Genomic DNA, 19,996 nt, shown 5'->3' with positions numbered 1-19,996 from the left:
GGGGGAGATATGTCCATACTTAAAGTAGAGCATCTCAAAGTTCAATTTCAAATGTATATAAAAGGATTGTCTCAAATACAACAGCAGACTATTCATGATGTTTCTATTGAATTGGAGAAGGGTGAAATCCATGCGGTCATAGGCGAATCGGGAGGAGGGAAATCTCTTCTTGCACATGCAATTCTTGGAATCTTGCCGATAAATGCTAAAACAGATGGAAGAATTTATTATAAAGGAAAACTTTTAGAGCCAAAGAATTTGGCCGATTTTCGCCGTGATAATGTAGGATTTATACCACAGTCAATCAGTTTTCTCGATCCGTTAAAAAAGACGGGATATTACATGCAGAATAAAAATAAATCCAAATATGCAAAAAAATATGGGTTATTCGGTTTAGATGAAAAGGACTTACAAAAATACACGTTTCAACTTTCTGGGGGAATGGCTCGCAGAGTTCTGGTTTACAGCGGAATTATGAATGATAAAGAAATCATTATTGCAGATGAGCCAACACCGGGACTGAACAATGCGTTAGCTAAAGAAATATTAAGCGTTCTACGAGATATGGCGGACGATGGAAAATCGGTTCTTCTCATCACTCATGATATTGATGTTGTTATGGATGTTGCAGATCGGGTTTCAGTTTTTTACGGAGGACAAATATTGGAAACCGTAAGAGTAGAGTGTTTCAAGTCCGGACGATTGGAACATCCTTATACACGTGCAATATATGAAAGTCTGCCTCAAAACGGTTTTAAGAGCGTAGAATTTGATGAAATCAAAAAAAAATGTGTGAAGCTGGGGCTCCCTTTTGAAAGGAACATCATAGTATGTTAGAAGTAAAAGATTTAACCTTCCGATATTTGAAAGGCAAACCTCTATTTGAAAATTTTAATTTGAAACTGGAAACTGAAAAAATAACCGGTCTCTGCGGACCAAGCGGATTCGGGAAATCAACATTGGCAAAACTTATTGCAGGATATATAAACCCATTAAGGGGAGAAATCCTATATAACGGTAAACCTTTTGAAAAAGGGTATCAAAAAGTACAATTGATATATCAACATCCTGAATTGGCAGTTGACCCTCTATGGCATATGCATGAAGTTCTTGCCGAAGGGAATGAGATTTCTCGGAGCGTACTTAGAAACATGGGGATAAAAGAAGAATGGAAAGATCGCTTCTCCAGAGAGCTGAGCGGAGGGGAATTACAAAGGCATTCAGTTGCCAGAGCATTGGGTAAAGGCACGGAGTATGTTATTTGTGATGAAATAACAACGATGTTGGATCCTATTTCACAAGCATCTTTATGGCATGGTTTGATTAACGAAGTAAAAAAAAGGAACATCGGGTTATTGGTGATTACGCACAATCTATATCTAGCAGAGAAAATTTGTGATTCAATTATAAATTTAGATAAGCCGTATTAAGACTGTGATAACGTCTTTATGCTGCAAAATCTCAGTTGTATTCCATAAAAGTGTGAAAGAGAGATGTCGAAAAAAAATATCATTCTTTTGTCCAGCTCTCCTTTTTATCTGACTTTTTGCATATCATTTTATAACCGAAATCAACAATGCGCTGGTTTGCATGTGAAAAAAATGATATTATAAATCAATCTGAAATCAGAGGAAAACATGGATACAAGGGCAAACACTCTTTTTACGATTTTTATATTTATTTTTTCATCTGCGGCAGTTTCGTGCTCTCTAAAATACGAGGAGCCTGTTTCTGTTGAATCGAAAGTTCCCGAATTTATTTTCCAAGATACTGCGATGTCTCGTTATCAGAGTAGCAAGATTAAATTGCATGTTACAGCAGAGCGTTTGGAACAGTACAAAACAAATTCCGAAACTTATGCAAAAGGTGTCAATTTTTCAACTTTCGATAGTGATGGCAACATCTCGACAAAAGGTTCCTGCGGATATCTTTCAATTGATGCAGAAAAAAAACTCTACGAAATGTACGACAATATCGAGCTCGAAAACATATCCGAAAAGACAAAATTTTATGCTAATACATTAAAATGGAATGAACGCACTGAGCAGCTTACAGGGGGTCGCGCTGATATTGTAAAAGTTGAAAAAGAAGATGCAATTATCAGAGGGACGGGCTTTTCCGCAAGTGGAATAAGTAAATCTTTTTCGTTCAGAGGTAATGTAACAGGTGATATTCAAACAAGTGAAGTTCAAAATGAAAAATAGTCTAAAACGAATAACAGTTCTCATTTTTGCTGTTTTTTTTTCAAATATTGTTTTTGCTGAAAAAATTTTATTTTCGGCAAGCAGGATGAGCGGCAAAACCGGTGAAAAAAATACGACAACTTCTCTTTCAGGAAACGTCTATATAAAAACAGATTCAATGGAGATTCAGGCAGATGATGTTGAACTTTCAGGAGATGATTATCGGTACATAAAAGCTGATGGAAAGATTACAGGAAAAAATTTTGATTCCAATATGGAGTTTGAGTGCGATTCTCTTGAGTTCGACCGCATTACAAAAGTTGCGGTATTAAAAGGCAATGTGAACCTTGACGACAAAGACAATAATGTAAACGTAAAAGCTCAAATCATCAATTATAATCAGGAAACGGAAATTGCGATTATTCAGATAAAGATTGTCCTAACTCAAAAAGACAATGTCTGTTCTGCGTCATATGCTGTTTATTACAAAAAAGATCAGATGCTAGAGCTTTCGGGCAACGCACAGGTAAAGCAGGGTGAAGATACTTTCCGTGCTCAGGAAATCACTTTCAACATGGATACGCAAGATATCACGCTCGGTGGAAACGTAAAAGGGACAGTCACAGATAAAAAAAGTAAGTCGTCAAAAACAGATGCAGCTTCAAATACAGAATCGGACAATTCTAAGCAAGATAAAGACAAATCAAAAGTCGAATCAGGACAATCTTCCGATGCAAATGCCGGTGAAAAGCTTAAAGACGCGGAGAAATCACATGGAGAATAAAACAAAAGACAATGTTGAACAAGGCAAAAAATCAGATAATTTCCCTCACTCAGAAAGCCACATTCTCCGTGTATCGAGTTTGTTTAAACAGTTCGGTCATAAAAAAGTTGTTCGAGGAATTGAATTTCAAATGCCGATGGGTGAAGTTTTGGGACTTTTAGGTCCAAATGGGGCAGGAAAAACAACAACATTTTACATGGTAGTCGGATTTTATAAACCTACTGCAGGAGATGTTTTTCTCGATGAGCAATGCATCACATCTCTTCCGATGTATAAACGTGCAAGGCTCGGCATCTCCTATCTTCCTCAAGAACCGTCAGTTTTTCGCAAATTCACTGTCGAAGAAAATATTTGGTCAATTCTTGAAACGCGCCGAGATCTCTCAAATGCTGAAAAAAAAGAAAGGCTCGAATCCCTTATAGACGAATTTTCAATTGAAAGAATTCGGAAGCAAAAGGCATTTACGCTCTCAGGTGGTGAACGGCGTCGTACAGAGATTGCCCGCTCGCTCGCTATGGAACCGAAATTTCTCCTTCTTGATGAGCCTTTTGCAGGAATCGACCCAATCGCAGTTGCCGATATCAAAAACATGATAAGGCTTCTTGCCAAACGCGGAATCGGGATACTGATTACTGACCACAACGTTCGCGATACGCTTGAAATTACAGATCGCGCAATCATCATAAATCAGGGGACTATAATGACGCAGGGAACAAAAGAAGAAATTTTGTCTAGCGAAGTCGCACGCGAGATTTATCTTGGTAAAGATTTTTCTATGTAAGTAAAAGTAAGTAAAACAAAGTTCCTATAACGCTTCATTACATAAACAATCACTGTAAGCTTTTTCATATTTCGCATATTGTTGAAAGTGGAAATTTTCAGTTTGACATGGACTCGTTCATACGGTATGATTGTAACGAATTATTCTAAATTTTTTAAACAGGAGTTGAATTATGAGCAACGTATTGCTGTATATTGCTCTCCCTGTTGTTGGAATTGTTCTTGGATGGATTATTCGCTGGATTTATGCCAGATTTCAATTAACTGCTTCTGAGCAGAAAGCTGACCGTGTTAAGCAAGATGCAATAAGGGAAGCTGAAGCACAAAAAAAAGAAATTTTGTTAAATGCGAAAGATGAGCTCATTCGGGAAAGAAATCAGCAGGAGCGAGAGAATCGTGAACGCCGCGCCGAGGTGCAGCGGTTTGAAGCCAGAGTAAACAAAAAAGAAGAATTACTTGAACAGCGTGCAGCAGAATTTGAAAAAAATGAAAAAGAACTTGCAGATAAAAAATCTGCAATGCTGAGAAGAGAAGAAGAACTTTCAAAAAAGGAAGATCTTTACAGACAAGAACTCGAAAAGATTTCGGGACTTTCCGTTCAAGAGGCAAAAGATCTCATCATTAAAAATCTTGAAAATGATGCACGTCATGACGCTCAGGCTCTCATCAACAAAATTGAACAGGAAGCGCAGCTTAACGCTGAAAAAAAAGCTAAAGACATTCTCATAACGACAATTCAGAGAATCGCTCCTGAAACTACCGGCGATATCACAGTTGCTACAGTTTCATTGCCTAGCGACGAGATGAAAGGTCGTATCATAGGGCGAGAAGGACGTAACATCAGAACGCTCGAAACTCTTACAGGTGTTGATATCATAATAGATGATACTCCTGAAGCTGTTGTAATTTCGTGCTTTGATCCTGTCAGAAAAGAAATCGCAAAACAATCTCTTGAACGTTTGATTTCCGACGGCCGTATTCACCCGGCACGCATTGAAGAAATTGTCCAGAAAGTTACGCATGAAATCCAAAATAAAATCTACGAAGAAGGTGAAAAGGCTTTGTTCGATCTCGGTATTCACAACATGAATACAGACGGTATTCGTGCACTCGGTCGCCTTTACTTCCGAACAAGTTACGGACAAAATGTTCTTACACACTCTAAAGAAGTTGCTATGGCTGCAAGTCTTATCGCAGCAGAAATTGGTGCAGACCGAGAACTCGCAAAACGTGCAGCCATCCTTCATGATATAGGAAAAGGAGCAGAATCCGATTCTGATCAAAACCACGCAGAAGTCGGTGCTGAAATGGCACGTAAGATGGGTGAAACGCCTGCAGTTATAAATGCGATTGCCGCACACCACAACGATGTTGAACCATCGAGCATCGAGGCAGTTATTGTGCAGATTGCCGACGCAATTTCGGCTGCACGTCCCGGTGCTCGTAGAGAAACAATCGATAACTATGTAAAACGTCTTGAAAATCTTGAATCGATTGCGGAGACATTCCCTGGCGTTGAAAAAGCTTATGCTATTCAAGCCGGTCGAGAAATTCGAATTCTCGTCAATAACGAAAAAGTTTCTGATTCAGATGTAAAAGAGCTTGCAAGAAATATTGCTAAACAGATTGAAAGCGACCTTCGTTATCCTGGTCGTATTCGTCTCACGATGATACGAGAAACGCGTATAATTGAATATGCACGTTAGTTTGCAATTTTCGTGAATACATTGCTTTTTATTTTCGCTGATGCGTTTATAAATTAGGAGGTGAGGGACTGTCCTTTCTTTTTGGACAGCTCCTCTTTTTTTTAGAAGTTACTGTTCAAATAGAATATTATTAAATTGTCAAAGCTGTTGTCACCACGCGGCATGCGATTCCACGCAATCCCGAGCGATGGATAATATTTTGATTTACTTCTATGAGAAAAATCGTATTCCGCAGAAAATCTAAACCCATTGCCCCATGGTGAACGGCTGGTTATTTCTACATTTTTTTCTCCTATTGAGGTTTTTATTGAGTCGGTTCTAAAGCCAAATACATAAGAGATTCCGACATTGAAGCCGCCAATGTTCGGATAAATCTTGATTCCCAATGGAAAAGAAAAATGGAAATGATTAGAATGTTTTTTTGAATCCCATAAAAGGTCGCTAAAAAAATCACCTCCAAAGAAAAATGTTGCTTCTTTTACTATGATTAAATTTATGTAAAAATCGGAACCAAAAACTATCTTATTCGGGCGCAAAATGCTGTTATCGGCTTCTATTATTGTTTTTGAATTGTATATGGGCACTCCTGTCAGAACTCCTGCCGAAAAACCGATCTTATTTTCAATTGCAAATGATTTTGTGTATGGAATAATAAACAAAAACAATAAAAATAAAGCGTGCAAAAATAATCTACGTTTCATGTTTTATTTCTCCGGTAAAGTTATCTGTAAACAACCTTAAATCTTTGGAATACAAGTTTTATATCCTCTGTAAATTCAAATCCGAGAATTGCTCCTTCGTCTTCAAGATATTCAATCTTTTTTTGACGCCATTCTTCAAGATTTTGATCTTCACCTTCAAGTTTTGCCATCTCCCAAGTAACTTGATTAAAAGGGACTATCTCTACAGATTCAGTCTCGATTATGCAGCGAGGATTATTTGCACGATCGAGAACGACGTACAATTCTCCTGAAAGAGGGAGAGGCTCTCCGTCTATTGTGTAAGTTGCCCATGTCGTGAAAAACGCATTTTTTTTGCCTGAAATCACAAGAGCAATGAGTTCATCGCTGACAAAACCTTTTGCTTCAAAAATCAGGTCGCCGGAACATCGGTCACTTTCTTTTCGGCCTGTATCTTTTATAAATTTATTCCAGTATTGATCGATACGATTATTATTATTTGTCACGTCTGTCATTGAGCCTATCCTTTATTTTCGGCTTTTTATAATCATCACAGTCAGCGAAGTTATAAAACAGACTGATGGTAAAATTACAAAGATGAGAGTTGTTATTGGAATTCCGAATAGACTGTATTTTGAAACTACAAAAACTCCTAATTTTATCAACAGCTCATAGACGAGTGCTGCGTATGAAAACAAAAATCCTGCTACCATCATTGTCCATGCAAAATCCATTGTGCGCGACATCATAAGTATTGCCAAAAATGCGACAATTCCACCTGCAATCAGTTTGATTATAAATAATAAGATTTCCGGAGACATGCTGACCTCATTTTTTATGTAACTATATTTATTTTCGACTTTTAATAAGCAAAAGGTGAATTTTTTAGCGACGTGAATACACCTTTATCTGCTCCAAATGGAACTATAGAATGTTTGTTGTAATCGGGGTTGATCGCAATTCCAAGTTTTAGACAGAATCTCACAAAGTCATCATATTTTTTTTCAGGGACTTTGCAGCAAAGATAAGGTCCATTGCGTTCAAAATATTTTGTTAGAACTTGATCGTATATAAACCAATCTTTTTCGCTTCTCTCTTGAATAGCTTGAATCAAATTGTATGTTGCACGAGTGATAGCGGTCTGCATTGCAAAAGGTAAATAAACCTGTCCTTGTAATTGAGAATTTTCTTCTATCAGATTGGCTTTTACAGCCAGTATAAATATAGTGTCTGTCCAAGGAAGAGGAGGAGCAATGACCATGCAGTCAATCTCGCTGTTTATTTTTTGTGGCACGGCCCACGGAATGTAAATTGAAGTGCCTTTTTGAGAGATTTTTATCGCTGCTTTCATTGCACAGACTTTATCGGAAAAGAAAAATATTTTTCTATCCGATGCAAGAAGTTGCGAAATTGCTCTCTGCAAACGAGAAGATTCTTCACAGATAAAACTTCCTGTCTGACCACGCGAAAGAACATTTTTTAAATGTGTAAAAGCGCTTCCGCCTTGCCAGCCAAGTATTGCCCGCCCGTCTTCCTGATACATGTCTGTAATTCTCACTCCTTTTTTTGTGTATAAAAAACAGTCGCGAGCTCTTGTGACAGGTCCGTAGAGGTTGAACAGTTCTCTTGCAAAGTCGGTCTTATTCATAAAATTCATTATAACAAAAAACAGGTGCAATGTCTTGCAACACCGCACCTGAAAACTTGGTATACAATTTGTTTTATAGTTTACCGGCTTTTCTTTTTCTTTGAAACAACGTCAAAAATTACAGCAAGAAGAAGTACCATACCTTTTACAGCTCTCTGCCAGTTCATATCTACACCGAGAATCGACATACCGTTGTTCAATACACCCATGAAGATTGCACCGACTACGGCACCTGAGACAGTTCCTGTTCCACCGTAAGCAGAAGCGCCTCCGATAAAACATGACGCAATCGCATCCATCTCGTAGTTTGTTCCGCCGGTCGGTTGCGCAGAATTGAGGCGTGCAACAGTTACGAGAGCTGCAACAGCAGAAATAAATCCCATATTTGTGTATGCAAAGAACATTACATTGTTTGTGTTTATTCCGGAAAGCTGTGCGGCTTTTACGTTTCCGCCAATTGCGTAAAGGTAACGACCAGGGACAGTGTTTTTTGTGAAGTAAGAATACACAGCGATGATTATTCCAAGCAAGATCAGTATTACAGGAAGTCCGCGGTCACGAGCAAGGAACTGACCAAGAATGATTATTACGATTGAAAGGATTGTGAGCTTTGCAATAAAAGAACCAAAAGACGGCACTGTATAATTTTTCTTGATTTTTTTCTGACGGCTTACAATTTCCAAAATGATGTATGCAAGCACACATATTAAACTGATGATCAATGTGACCATAAATGTGTATTTGTCGATAAATTCATCAAAAAGGTCAATTTCTCCGAATCTTTCGATTGTCGCTTCGCTTGGAGAAGGAAGGAAGCTTTCAAAAAGATTCAGATATTTTTGTGGAAATGGAGCGATAGGTTTACCATCGAGAACGATTGTCGCAACTCCACGCCACAATAGCATACCGGCAAGGGTCGTGATGAACGGAGGAATGTGTATGTATGCTATGAAAAAACCGTGAAAAGCGCCTATCATAGTTCCTATAAGGAGACAAAGACATATAGAAAGCCATACCGGCAGTCCAAGTGTTACAATGAAGACTCCTGCAAGTGCGCCGACGAGTGCTACTACCGAACCTACAGACAAATCGATGTTACCGCCTGTGAGGATACAAAGGAGCATACCAGTAGCAAGGATGGCAACATAGGCGTTCTGTCTGATAATATTAGTGATGTTTGCCGGTGCAAACAAAGAACCGTGGTCGGCAATCCTAATCAGGACTTCAAAGAGAATCATCACGCCGACGAGTACAAAAATCATTGTATTAGATTTGAATACTGACTTAACTGTGCCTGAAATTTTGTTATTTCTTTGCATTTTATTTAACTCCTAAATTGTCATTTTTTCCAGCATTGATAATTTCTGTCATGATTTTTTCCTGAGTGGCGTCTTTTCCGTCCATCTCAGCAATCATTTTTCCTTCATTCATCACGTAAATGCGGTCGCACATACCGAGAATTTCAGGCATTTCTGATGAAATCATTATCACAGATTTACCTTCTGCTACCATTCTATTTATAATGCAGTAGATTTCATATTTTGCACCTACGTCTATACCTCGAGTCGGTTCGTCGAGGATGAGGATATCAGGCTCTGCAAAAAGCCATTTTCCAAGAAGTACTTTCTGCATGTTTCCGCCGGAAAGGTTTCCTACATTTTCTAAAACCGTAGCACATTTTGTATGCATTCCTTTAGCCATGTTTTCCGAATATTGACGTTCTTTGTCAAAATCAAGAATCCAGTTTTTAGAAATTTTTTCGGGTTTTGCTGCAGTCGTATTCTTGCAGATAGATTCTGTAAGGATAAGTCCGTTTCCTTTGCGGTCTTCTGTTACGTATGCAATCCCTGATTTTATTGCAGATTTTACATTAGGGAACGAAACTTCTTTTCCGTTCAAATATATGTGACCATGTATGTTTGTGCCGTAAGAACGTCCAAAAATGCTCATAGCGAGTTCCGTTCGACCTGCACCCATAAGTCCTGAAATGCCAAGTACTTCGCCTTTTTTCAGATTAAAGCTGATGTTGTCGCAAACCTTAATTCCTTCGAATACAGGATGCTCAACGCACCAATCCTTTACTTCAAAACAGACGTCTCCGATATGATGTTCTCGCTTAGGGAATCTGTCTGTGAGACTTCTTCCTACCATTGCCGAGATGATTGTATCTTCAGTAAAATTATCGTTTGTTTTATCAAGGGAAGTGATTGCTTCTCCATCGCGGATAACAGTGATTTTATCTGCAACGTAAGAGATTTCATTCAATTTATGCGAAATGATGATAGATGTCATTCCCTTCTTTTTGAATTCAAGAAGCAAATCGAGAAGATGTTTTGCTTCTGTATCGTTTAGAGATGCTGTAGGTTCATCGAGAATGAGAAGTTTTACATTTTTTCCAAGCGCTTTTGCAATTTCAACAAGCTGCTGTTTTCCTACACCAATATCTTTAATTAAAGTCTTGGAAGAATCTTTAAGTCCTACCATTCTTAAAAGTTCATCAGCTTTATCGAATGTTTCGGACCAGTTTATTTTTGCTTTTGTTCCTTTTTCGTTGCCGAGGAACATATTTTCGCCGATTGTGAGAAGTGGTACGAGTGCAAGTTCCTGATGAATAATTACAATACCTTTTGATTCGCTGTCTCGTATTGTCTGGAATTTACAAACCTCACCATCATATATGATGTCTCCGGTGTATGTTCCGTATGGATAAATGCCACTCAAAACATTCATCAAAGTTGATTTACCAGCTCCGTTTTCGCCACAGATTGCGTGGATTTCGCCTTCTTCAACTGTAAGATTTACGTTGCTGAGTGCTTTTACACCAGGAAATACTTTTGTAATATTTTTCATTTCCAATAATGTTTTAGCCATTGGAACCCCTCTTTTTAAATTTGATGATTGTATAAAGAAAAGGACAGAACTGTCCAAAAACTTCAATTTTTGGACAGTTTTTTCAATCCCAGTAACTGTTGTCTATTTCAACTGAGCTTCTGTGTAATATCCAGAGTCAATCAACAATGCTTTGTAATTGTCTTTAGTTCCAAATACCGGTTCGCAGAGGTATGAAGGAATAAATGATTTTGAATCTTTAGGATTTTTTGAGTTGTTGTTGTATGTTTTTGTATCATTTACAGGAGCTTTTTTACCCTGAAGGATAGCGTCAACCATTTCAACTACTTTAGAAGCGAGAGTACGTGTATCTTTGAAGATAGACATAGCCTGTGTTCCCTTGAGCATGTTTTTTACAGAAACAACATCACAGTCCTGACCTGTAACGATTGGGAAGTTAGCAGCTGTATAGCCAGCAGAAAGAAGAGCGTTTGTTACACCGATTGCTGTTGTGTCGTTTGAACAGTAAACAGCGTCAAGTTTTGTTCCTTTTGGACCGTATTTGTTAGATGTGATGAGGTTTTCCATACGTTTCTGAGCTTCTTCTGTAGACCAGTTCAATGTAGCGCACTGAGCTTTTTCTGTCTGACCTGAACGGCAAACGATAACGCCTTTGTCCATGTATGGTTTCAAAACATCCATAGCTCCTCCAAAGAAGAAGTTTATGTTGTTGTCGCCTGGGTCTCCTGTGAAGAATTCCATATAAACAGGGTCTGATTTTGTTCTTGTTTTAAGGTTTAATGCGTCAACAAGATAATCGCCCTGAATTGTACCTACTTTGTAGTTATCAAATGTAGCGTAGTAAGAAACTGCATCTGTATCCATGATGAGGCGATCATATGCAATTACAGGGATTTTCTTTTTCTTTGCTGTTGCAAGAACGTTTGAAAGAGAAGAACCGTCGATTGAAGCGATTACGAGAACCTTACATTTGCTTGTAATCATGTTTTCAATCTGTGATACTTGTGTTGGGATATCATTTGCAGCGTACTGCAAGTCTACCTGATAGCCGGCTTTTTCGAGTTGAGCTTTCATGTTAGCTCCATCCTGATTCCAGCGCTGCAAGTCTTTTGTAGGCATAGAAACACCAACTTTTAATTTTGCTTTTGCAAATGCAACAGTTGATAAAGTTACAACTGCTAAAAGAATAGCGATAATTTTTTTCATAAGAAAAAACACTCCTGATTTTTTTTATTTTAAGGTCAACGACCCTTACGTCTAAGAGTATAAAATCAATCTTGCAGTCAAGAATAAAAAAAATCTAAAAATTTTTGCTATTTTCTGTTATCAGACTAGGTGATTTTGCGTATGTCCGATGTACAAATCTGGATTTTTTTGTTGTGGTTTTTATGCTAGTTGTGCAGGCGGTTTGTACATACAGTGCAGGGCGATTTATGTCGTTTATGAACGATTTGTGTCTGGTGTGTAGAGCTGTCTATATCGGTTATTGAGTGAATTGAGTGATTTGTCCGATTGTGTAAATCAATTTGTTCTGTATATAGAAGTTCTGTTGTGAAAACCGGAATCTATTATCACTTCGTCGAGGTTTGTTTTATCTACCAAAGTAGGTTCAAGCCATACTCCGGGAATCTCACCGAATCCGTTGTTTATGGTTTTTATTTCAAATTCTTTTGAATATATATTTTCACCGCGCGCAAGGGCAACTGCATATTCTGCCGCAATCTCTGCGAGTTTTATGATAGGTTTGTAAATTGTAAAATCTTGTTTTCCCTGTACAATATATTGGCAAGCTGCGATGTCGGCGTCTTGACCGCAAATTGGAATATGGGTGTCGGGATAATATTTTGAAAGAGCAGAGATGACACTCGCTGCTACTGCATCGTTTCCGCAGACAAAAGCATCAGGTATTTTTTCATTTTTAATTATGTTCAATGCTTCCTTATAAGAAAGGTCGTAATTCCATCCTTCTGTATAATAGATATGAGAGATTGTCACAGGAGTACCTCTAAGAACTTTTGTGATACCGTCTTTGATTAAAGTTGTATTGTAATCTTCTTTTGGGCCTAGTATGCAATACCATGTGTTCCCTTTCACTATTTTCATCAGCCCGATGCCCATTAGCTCTCCAACTTTTTCGCTGTCTATTGTGATGTAAAGGTCTATGTCTGCATTCAAAGTCAGGCGGTCGTACGAAATAACCGGAATGCCTTTATTTTTAATTTTCTGAATTGAATCTGTAATCGAATCCGCATCTTTTGGAAGAACGACGATCACATCTACATTTCTTTCAAGAAGGTAGAGCAATTGACGATTCTGCTCTTCAATGCTGTTTCCTGCATTTTGAACAATTGTCTCAGCTCCGAGTTCACGAACTTTATTTATAAAAATATCTAAATCGCGCTGCCAGCGTTCAAGTGCAAGCGTGTCTATAGAGAACCCGATTGTTATTTTATGGGTGGAAGTTGAATCGGTTTTTTCTGTAATTTTCTGATTTTTTTTATTGCATGATATATTCAACAAAGATGAGATGATAAACAACGTCAACAGACAAAAAAAATTAACGAACAAGTTTTTAAATTTCATCGTTTTAATCCTGCCTTACTTTTCTGTATTCTTTTGGTGAAAGCCCATATTTATTTTTGAATATTCTGCTGAAATAATTTTGGTCGTTGTAGCCGACTTCTCCCGTTATCTCCTTTATAGACAAATCTGTTTCTGCTAGCATCTGCCGTGATTTTTCGAGCCGCTTATCGGAAATAAAGTTGATATACGTTACGCCTTTTTCTTCTTTAAAAAGTTTACTCAAATAAAATGAGCTTACGCCGACAGTGCATGCCATCTGTTCAAGTGAGATATCTTCTGAAAGCTTTGAATCTATTATTTCGCAGACTTTTTTTATTATTGGATTGCTGTCAAAAGATTTTGCTTCGGAAATTGTTTCTATGCATTCAGATAAAAATTTTTGTGTAAACTCTTTTATCATGTTTAAATCGTTTTCGTTGCTTAAAACAGAGAATGCGTTTTCAAAGTTGCTGCTGGCAAAGTTTTTTGCAATTTCTTTTGTTGAATTGTTTGCCGTCACAATTATTTCAAAAAAAGAGTTTTTGATTTTATCGGCAGGCAGTTTTGAGAAAATCAGCTCGCTTGAAAAAAGTTCAAGAAAAGATTTTACTCCGTTTGCGTCGGCAAGCTTGAGTTTGTTTATTATCTGATTTTTGAATTCTTCAGTGCTGTTTTGATTAGCACTGTATTCAAATGATGAATCTTGAATCCGGCTTTTATTTTCTATGCCCGAAAAAGCGATGCCGCCGGAAAACTCTGTTTTGTTCAATGCTGAAAGCGCTTCGTTGTACGATGATTGCAGCAGCGTTATGTCGGAGTTGATTTGGCTTACTCCGCAGCGAATTCCAGCCGAAATTGTATAACTCAGAGTTGAATAGATTTTATTAAACTGAGCTTGCACATCTTCATAATCAGGAGTCTGCGAAAAAAGAGGAAAGTAGACGGCGATTCTGTTCATCATAAAGGAACTGACAAGACAGCGGTGCTCTGTATTTAAAAGCTCATGAATTTTTAAATAAGTGTTGTATTGGTTGTCTGAGTTTATATTTGGAAATTCTAAACATGCAAACACCCACTTGTTATCTGAAAGATTAAAATATTCAAGATATGAAGAAATATCTGTCGTTTTGTCGTTGTTGAATATGCAAGCGTATATAAAGTCGTTTTCGATCATCGGCGAAACAAGGTCGAGTTTTTTATGGAGCTCAATATCAGCGCTCATCTTGCCTTTCTTTTTTTGAACTAAATCCATTGCTCCACGGATTGTCTCGATTACGACATTGCGGTTTACAGGTTTTGTGATGTATTTGTATGCTCCAAGGTTGATAGCTTCTTGCGCATATTGAAAGCGGTCAAAAGCGCTTAAAATTATAAACACGATGTTCGGCTTTAACTTTGTGATTACGTCTACAGTTTCTAATCCGCTCAGCCCCGGCATGTTGATATCTATGAACAGAATATCGATGTTTTCTTTCATCACAGTCTCAATTGTTTCTGTCCCTGAAAGCGCCGTGAAAATTTTTGCTTTATCAGAAAAGTTTTTATTGATGATGAATGAAAGAGAATCTATTACTATCTGCTCGTCGTCCGTAACTAAAATATTAAACATTTTTTGGAATCCTGATTATAAATTTTGTCCCTTCACTGTTGTCGCTTTTTGTTATATCAAATAAATCGTCGCGGCGGAACTGCAACTTCAACCTTAAAAACACGCTTATCAAACCTGTCCCGTTGTGAGACGAACGATTGTCTATCAGTTCAGAAGGAAGCCTCGTTATGCCGCTTGAGACAGCTTGAAAGACTGCTTTTTTAGTTTTTTCAGACATGCCTTCGCCGTTATCGGAAACTGTTATTACAACATATCTGCCTTCTTCGTATATTTTTAAAGTGACTTTGCATGTCATATTTTTGAGTCCGTGCTTTATGCAGTTTTCAACAAGCGGTTGAAGAGTCATAGAAGGAATCTGCTGAGTGAAGCGGGTTTTTGGAATATCTTTTGTAAATATCAGGCGGTTGCCAAAGCGGACTTTCATAATGTATACAAAGTTATCTATAAGTCCGAGCTCTTCATCTATTGAAGCTGTTTTTTTCTGTTGTTGAATGTTGTAACGGAAAAAATCTGCAATCTGTTCAATAAAATAACATGTCTTATCGGCATTCTCCATCATCGCAAGTTGGGCGCCGGTGTTTAACGTGTTGAACAAAAAATGAGGGTTTATCTGATTTTGCAAAGCGCGCAGTTGGGCGTCTGTGTAAAGAGACTGCATTTCAATCTCCTTTTCTTTCAGCTCCGCTTCCGTTCTGGCTTTTTCCCAAATCGTATCAATATATTCGCGGATGCTGATTATCATTCTGTCAAATGCTTTACATATATTACCGATTTCGTCGTTTGAATTATTGTTGAAAAGCGGAACATCAAAATCTCGTTTTGCGACTTTATGTGCAACTTCGGAAATTTCAAAAAGTGGAGCCGTAATCGAAGTGATTGTAAAATACAGCAAGATAAAAATCAAAAACACAAATATAACAAAAAAAAGAATGCTGAGAGTGCGAGTCATTGTGATTTTTCTGTGGTTTTCTTCGTAGTTTGCAGCGTTTTGATTCAGCCTTAAGTTGTTCAGCTCAAGGATTTGTGATTGAAGATAATTGTAAGAATCGAGGCTGTGCTTGTAAAAAAAATCCATCTCTTCAAGGTTGTTAGCGCGTCTTGCAGCAACTGCATTTCCGCTGTAATAGATAAACGACTCCGTAAGCTGGTGAACTATATATTCTTTTTGAATGATTTCGTTTCGTGAAGGAAACTCCTGTGTGTCATGATTTAATATATCCAATTTATTTTTTGAATTATAATAGCTGTCTATGCTTTCAAATGTCCTGTAGTTTACGTAATCTTCCATCGCGCGTTCAGTTGCGGAAAGTTTTTGTGAAAAATATGTAAGTTCCGAATTCGACTGATAAGATTCGCTCAGCGTTTTCATTGAATAATTGTCGAGAAGCATTGTGATGATGAGGCTTGAAGTAAGAAATATGATTGCGATTGCTATGCTGAAAAGGATTCGCCAGCGGAGACTTTTATTTTTAAGATACTGTTTTATTTTTTTTATCATCCGGGCGACCTGCTTATTTTTACATCAGCTGTGATATAACTGTTTGCATAACCTTTTGTTCGATATTCGAACAGCTCTTCTATGGCCGACTCCCCGATTTTTTCAGGATTTTGCGAAATCAATTCGCTTATATATCCTTTTTGAAGATAGAGATGGCAGACCTCGTTGTTCCCGAACCCAATCAGTTTATATTTGTTGTCCACAAACTGTTCTAAAAGAACTTGTGCCATCAAAATCGTATCTTCCTCATTGAGGCATATAAAAATATTATTTTTGTTTGAAAACTCAAGAGATGGGTCGAATTTTTCAAGCACATAGCTCTGAATTGAATTGTAGTTTTGCAGAGCAAGTTGAAGACTTGAAATCATATTGTTTGAGTTGAGCGCTGTCGAATTGCTTATAATATATGCGTTTCCGCCGTTTTTAAGAAAAGAGGCTGTCTCGTCAGCGAGCTTTTTACCGAGCTCCCAGTTGTTTATTCCGATGTACGAAATCTGATGGAGGTTGGGAGAAAGTTGACCTATCGTTACAAGCGGTATTTCGGGTTCGTCTTCACGGCAAAGCAAAATTGGAGTTTCATCCTGTGAATCAATATATGCGATTATTCCATCGCATGTCAGATACGAACAATAATTTAGAAGTTCCTGAAGTGAAGATTTTCCGGCAAGCGTTTGCGGAACGTGGAGCTCAACTATGCAGTTATATTTTTCGGCAAGACTTAAAGCACCTTTGTAGACTTCTTCGAGAAAAGTTTTATTTTCATACGTGCCAGTCACCATCACGTGATACATGCAGTTTTCATCTGTATTTTCTTTGCCTGCCGTAGAAGAAATTGTCCTAGATGTGTAAAAAAAAGAGTAAGCGAAAACTAAAATAAGAGAAAGAAACGCAATCAGCGTAAAAAACAAAGAGGTTTTTTTAATAAAGTTTATTGCTTTCTGTTTCATCTGTATTCAAAAAGAATCTTGTCATCTTCTTTGTTGTAATCAGCAGTAACTTTTCCGCCTTTTTCAAGCTGTCCGAACAAAACTTCATCTACGAGCTGGCTCGCAATTTGGTCTTCAACAGTTCTTGCGATGTTTCGAGCTCCAAATTCGCGTGAATATCCTTTTTCTGTAAGGAAATCTGCACATCTGTCCGTAACTGTAAGGTGAACTTTCTTTGCAAGCATGAGTTCTGCGAGTTTTCCGATTTCTTTTTTGCATACTTTTTTTGCTACGGCGATGTCGAGCGAGTTGAACGGAATCACTGCATCTAAGCGGTTTCTAAATTCAGGAGGAAACTCTTTATTTACAGCTTCGAATAAAGATGCCTGCGAGTTTTTATTGCTCTGTGAACCAAATCCGATACCGCTACGTTCAAGTTCCCTTGCTCCTGCGTTGCTTGTCATGATTATTATGCATGAACGGAAATCAGCTTTGCGCCCCTGATTGTCTGTAAGCTGACCATAATCCATCACTTGCAAAAGCACGTTGTAAATATCTTCATGTGCTTTTTCAATTTCATCAAATAAAATGATTGAATGAGGATTTTTGCGGACGTCTCTTACAAGTTGCCCGCCTTCTTCAAAACCGACGTAACCCGGAGGCGAACCGACCAATCGGCTGACTGTGTGTTTTTCCTGATATTCACTCATGTCGTAGCGAAGCAGCGGTTCTTTGAGGACTTTAGCAAGGACTTTTGTCAATTCTGTCTTGCCGCATCCTGTAGGACCGACAAACAAAAAACAAGCTTCCGGGCGTTCGTGATTTCTAAAGCCTGCACGCGCCCTTTTTACCGCATTTGCAAGCGCTTCTATTGCACTGTCTTGTCCGTAAATATCTTTCCCGAGCTGATTTCCTATTGTTCTAAGTGCGTCCTTCTCATTGCCTTTTACGTTTTCCAGCGGAATCTTTGCGATTTTTGCTGTGATTTTTCGAATTGTGTCGGAAGAAACTGAAGAAACGAGTTTTTGCGGTGCGATGACTTTATCAGATGAAAGAACTTTATTGTGTCCTTTGAAACTCCCTGTCTGTTTGATATGCATATATGCGCCTGCTTCATCTATTATGTCGATAGCTTTGTCAGGCAGACGTCGTTCCGGCATTGTCTGAATAGAAAGTTTTACAGCTTCTTCTACTGCACCTGGCGAATACTTTACGTTGTGATGTTTTTCGTATTTTGGGAGGAGACCTTTTATGATTTTTACTGTTTCTTCAGATGTAGGTTCAACAATATCGATTTTTTGGAAACGACGAGCAAGAGCTCTGTCTTTTTCAAAATTTTTGCTGTATTCGTCGTATGTCGTAGAACCGATGAATTTAACTTCGCCTGTTGCAAGAACAGGTTTTAAAAGGTTTGCCGCATCAAGTTGCGAAGAGCCGTTTGTGCCTGCCCCTATAATCATGTGTATTTCATCTATGAACAAAATTGATTTTTTATTTTGTTTCAGTTCATCTAAAATAGAGTGAATTCTCTCTTCAAAATCTCCTCGGAATTTTGAGCCTGCGAGCAAAAGTCCCAAATCGAGCGAGTAAATCGTATAATCTTTCAGAATGTCAGGAACGTTTCCTTCTACAATCCGTTGCGCAAGCCCCTGCGTGATTGCGGTTTTACCGACTCCAGCATCTCCAACGTGGAGTGGATTGTTTTTTGTGCGGCGGCAGAGAACTTGGATTGTTCTTTCAATTTCGTCTTCGCGACCGACGAGGTTGTCGTAAACTCCATTTTTTGCGAGTTCCGTCATATTTATCGTAAAGCGTTTGAGCCCGCCAACGTTGTTAGAACTGTTTGGGTCAAATCCAGGTGTAGTTCCGTTTCCGCCGATTCCGGGCTGTCCGCTGAGCGGTTGACCTTTTTTGAGAGGACGGACGCGTGTGATGTTCTCCATCAATTTAAGCCTGTCAACACCGCTGACTTTTAAAAAATAAGAGCAGTAGTTTTTGCTTTCATCTATCATGCTCATCAAAATATCTGTGATATCAATTGTGTCTTGTTCGCTCGAAATGCAATGGAATACAGCACGGCTCATCACAGCTTGAAAACCTGCTGATTCAACAGGGCTTTTTAGAATTTCAGGGTTTGCGTTTTTTGAAATCACAGGCACTTTTGTCGCAAGAAAATCTGCTACATTTGAACGGAGTTCCTTTGTGTCGGAACCGCTGTTTGCCAAAAGCTGCTCGACAAATTCGTCTTTTATAGCAGTTGCAAGAACATGCTCGGGAGTAAAAAATTCATGGTGAAAATCTTTTGCAATCAGGAGAGATTCCGAGAGAATCCTGTTCAGCATTGTGCTTACTTTCATCTGTTTGATGAACCCCTGTTGTTTATTCTGTACGCTCATTCTTCTACTTCAACCCTCAGTGGAAATCCATTTTTTCGTGCAGCCTGAATTGCGAGGTTTGCCCGAGAGACTGCAATATCATAAGTGTAAGAGCCCGCAACCCCATATCCGGTTTCGTGGACTGAACGCATAATCTGTTCTGCCTCTTGATGAGATTTGTCAAAAATCGACACAAGAACATCTACAACAAAATCCATAGTTGTAAAGTCATCATTGTAAAAAACAACTTTGCGTTCAGGAGGAAGTTTGAAAGATGTATCTTCGGCTAATCTGTTGCCTGCATCGGAATATTGATTATTCAAATCACCCATACTCTAAATATAACATAAATCGAACTAAAAGGAAAATTCAATATAGAACATTATCGTGCGTTT

At 38.3% G+C, this 19,996-nt stretch carries 19 protein-coding genes; 6 read left to right on the top strand and 13 right to left on the bottom strand.

All coding sequences use genetic code 11. The annotated features are described in order from the left end of the window. Window positions 1–9: 9 nt before the first annotated feature. The 6 genes from H9I37_RS10230 (at window position 10) to rny (ending at window position 5,453) form a co-directional block, all read left to right on the top strand. Entirely contained in the window at window positions 10–837 is an 828-nt protein-coding gene (locus H9I37_RS10230; protein ID WP_187382623.1) for an ATP-binding cassette domain-containing protein, read from the top strand. Further along, window positions 831–1,430 (top strand): ATP-binding cassette domain-containing protein, encoded by a 600-nt coding sequence (locus tag H9I37_RS10225; RefSeq protein ID WP_187382622.1) that lies wholly within the window; start codon window positions 831–833, stop codon window positions 1,428–1,430. Before H9I37_RS10230 ends, H9I37_RS10225 begins: the two co-directional genes overlap by 7 nt. A 207-nt stretch (window positions 1,431–1,637) precedes the next feature. Continuing rightward, window positions 1,638–2,204 (top strand): LPS export ABC transporter periplasmic protein LptC, encoded by a 567-nt coding sequence (gene lptC, locus H9I37_RS10220; RefSeq protein WP_187382621.1) that lies wholly within the window; start codon window positions 1,638–1,640, stop codon window positions 2,202–2,204. Beyond that, window positions 2,194–2,967, top strand: a complete 774-nt coding sequence (locus H9I37_RS10215) for an LptA/OstA family protein (protein WP_187382620.1) — start codon at window positions 2,194–2,196, stop codon at window positions 2,965–2,967. Before lptC ends, H9I37_RS10215 begins: the two co-directional genes overlap by 11 nt. Next, window positions 2,957–3,748 (top strand): LPS export ABC transporter ATP-binding protein, encoded by a 792-nt coding sequence (gene lptB, locus H9I37_RS10210; RefSeq protein WP_187382619.1) that lies wholly within the window; start codon window positions 2,957–2,959, stop codon window positions 3,746–3,748. Before H9I37_RS10215 ends, lptB begins: the two co-directional genes overlap by 11 nt. Window positions 3,749–3,920: 172 nt before the next feature. Next, the gene (rny, locus tag H9I37_RS10205) at window positions 3,921–5,453 is read left to right on the top strand and encodes a ribonuclease Y (protein WP_187382618.1); all 1,533 of its coding nucleotides are present in this window, start codon (window positions 3,921–3,923) and stop codon (window positions 5,451–5,453) included. Window positions 5,454–5,554: 101 nt separating this feature from the next. Here rny and H9I37_RS10200 read toward each other — a convergent pair whose 3' ends face one another. The 13 genes from H9I37_RS10200 to H9I37_RS10140 form a co-directional block, all read right to left on the bottom strand. Next, window positions 5,555–6,154: a hypothetical protein gene (locus tag H9I37_RS10200; RefSeq protein WP_187382617.1), complete on the bottom strand. Its 600-nt coding sequence runs from the start codon at window positions 6,152–6,154 to the stop codon at window positions 5,555–5,557. A 20-nt stretch (window positions 6,155–6,174) separates the two neighbouring features. Then, window positions 6,175–6,648, bottom strand: a complete 474-nt coding sequence (locus H9I37_RS10195) for an ASCH domain-containing protein (RefSeq protein ID WP_187382616.1) — start codon at window positions 6,646–6,648, stop codon at window positions 6,175–6,177. Between the two features lie 12 nt (window positions 6,649–6,660). Beyond that, window positions 6,661–6,954, bottom strand: coding sequence for a hypothetical protein (locus tag H9I37_RS10190; RefSeq protein WP_187382615.1), 294 nt, complete (start codon window positions 6,952–6,954; stop codon window positions 6,661–6,663). Between the two features lie 41 nt (window positions 6,955–6,995). Beyond that, window positions 6,996–7,781 (bottom strand): PLP-dependent aminotransferase family protein, encoded by a 786-nt coding sequence (locus H9I37_RS10185; protein ID WP_187382614.1) that lies wholly within the window; start codon window positions 7,779–7,781, stop codon window positions 6,996–6,998. Window positions 7,782–7,861: 80 nt separating this feature from the next. Continuing rightward, window positions 7,862–9,100, bottom strand: a complete 1,239-nt coding sequence (gene mmsB / locus H9I37_RS10180; protein ID WP_187382613.1) for a multiple monosaccharide ABC transporter permease — start codon at window positions 9,098–9,100, stop codon at window positions 7,862–7,864. A 1-nt stretch (window position 9,101) separates the two neighbouring features. Next, on the bottom strand, window positions 9,102–10,652 hold the full coding sequence (gene mmsA, locus H9I37_RS10175; protein WP_187382612.1) for a multiple monosaccharide ABC transporter ATP-binding protein: 1,551 nt from the start codon (window positions 10,650–10,652) through the stop codon (window positions 9,102–9,104). Between the two features lie 102 nt (window positions 10,653–10,754). Further along, the gene (locus H9I37_RS10170; protein ID WP_187382611.1) at window positions 10,755–11,837 is read right to left on the bottom strand and encodes a substrate-binding domain-containing protein; all 1,083 of its coding nucleotides are present in this window, start codon (window positions 11,835–11,837) and stop codon (window positions 10,755–10,757) included. A gap of 315 nt (window positions 11,838–12,152) precedes the next feature. Beyond that, complete coding sequence (locus H9I37_RS10165; protein ID WP_187382610.1) at window positions 12,153–13,214, bottom strand: sugar ABC transporter substrate-binding protein; 1,062 nt, start codon at window positions 13,212–13,214, stop codon at window positions 12,153–12,155. A gap of 4 nt (window positions 13,215–13,218) precedes the next feature. Beyond that, a complete protein-coding gene (locus H9I37_RS10160; RefSeq protein ID WP_187382609.1) occupies window positions 13,219–14,802 on the bottom strand; it encodes a response regulator in 1,584 nt (527 codons plus the stop codon). Then, window positions 14,795–16,300: a sensor histidine kinase gene (locus tag H9I37_RS10155; RefSeq protein WP_187382608.1), complete on the bottom strand. Its 1,506-nt coding sequence runs from the start codon at window positions 16,298–16,300 to the stop codon at window positions 14,795–14,797. The genes H9I37_RS10160 and H9I37_RS10155 overlap by 8 nt, the downstream gene beginning before the upstream one ends. Further along, a complete protein-coding gene (locus H9I37_RS10150) occupies window positions 16,297–17,247 on the bottom strand; it encodes a substrate-binding domain-containing protein (protein WP_187382607.1) in 951 nt (316 codons plus the stop codon). Before H9I37_RS10150 ends, H9I37_RS10155 begins: the two co-directional genes overlap by 4 nt. Next, window positions 17,244–19,622, bottom strand: coding sequence for an AAA family ATPase (locus tag H9I37_RS10145; protein WP_255422571.1), 2,379 nt, complete (start codon window positions 19,620–19,622; stop codon window positions 17,244–17,246). The genes H9I37_RS10150 and H9I37_RS10145 overlap by 4 nt, the downstream gene beginning before the upstream one ends. Next, window positions 19,619–19,933, bottom strand: coding sequence for an ATP-dependent Clp protease adaptor ClpS (locus H9I37_RS10140; RefSeq protein WP_187382606.1), 315 nt, complete (start codon window positions 19,931–19,933; stop codon window positions 19,619–19,621). Before H9I37_RS10140 ends, H9I37_RS10145 begins: the two co-directional genes overlap by 4 nt. Window positions 19,934–19,996 lie beyond the last annotated feature (63 nt).

The organism is Treponema sp. Marseille-Q3903 (genome assembly GCF_014334335.1).
Lineage (GTDB): Bacteria > Spirochaetota > Spirochaetia > Treponematales > Treponemataceae > Treponema_D.
This window is presented reverse-complemented; position numbering and strand designations above follow the sequence as displayed.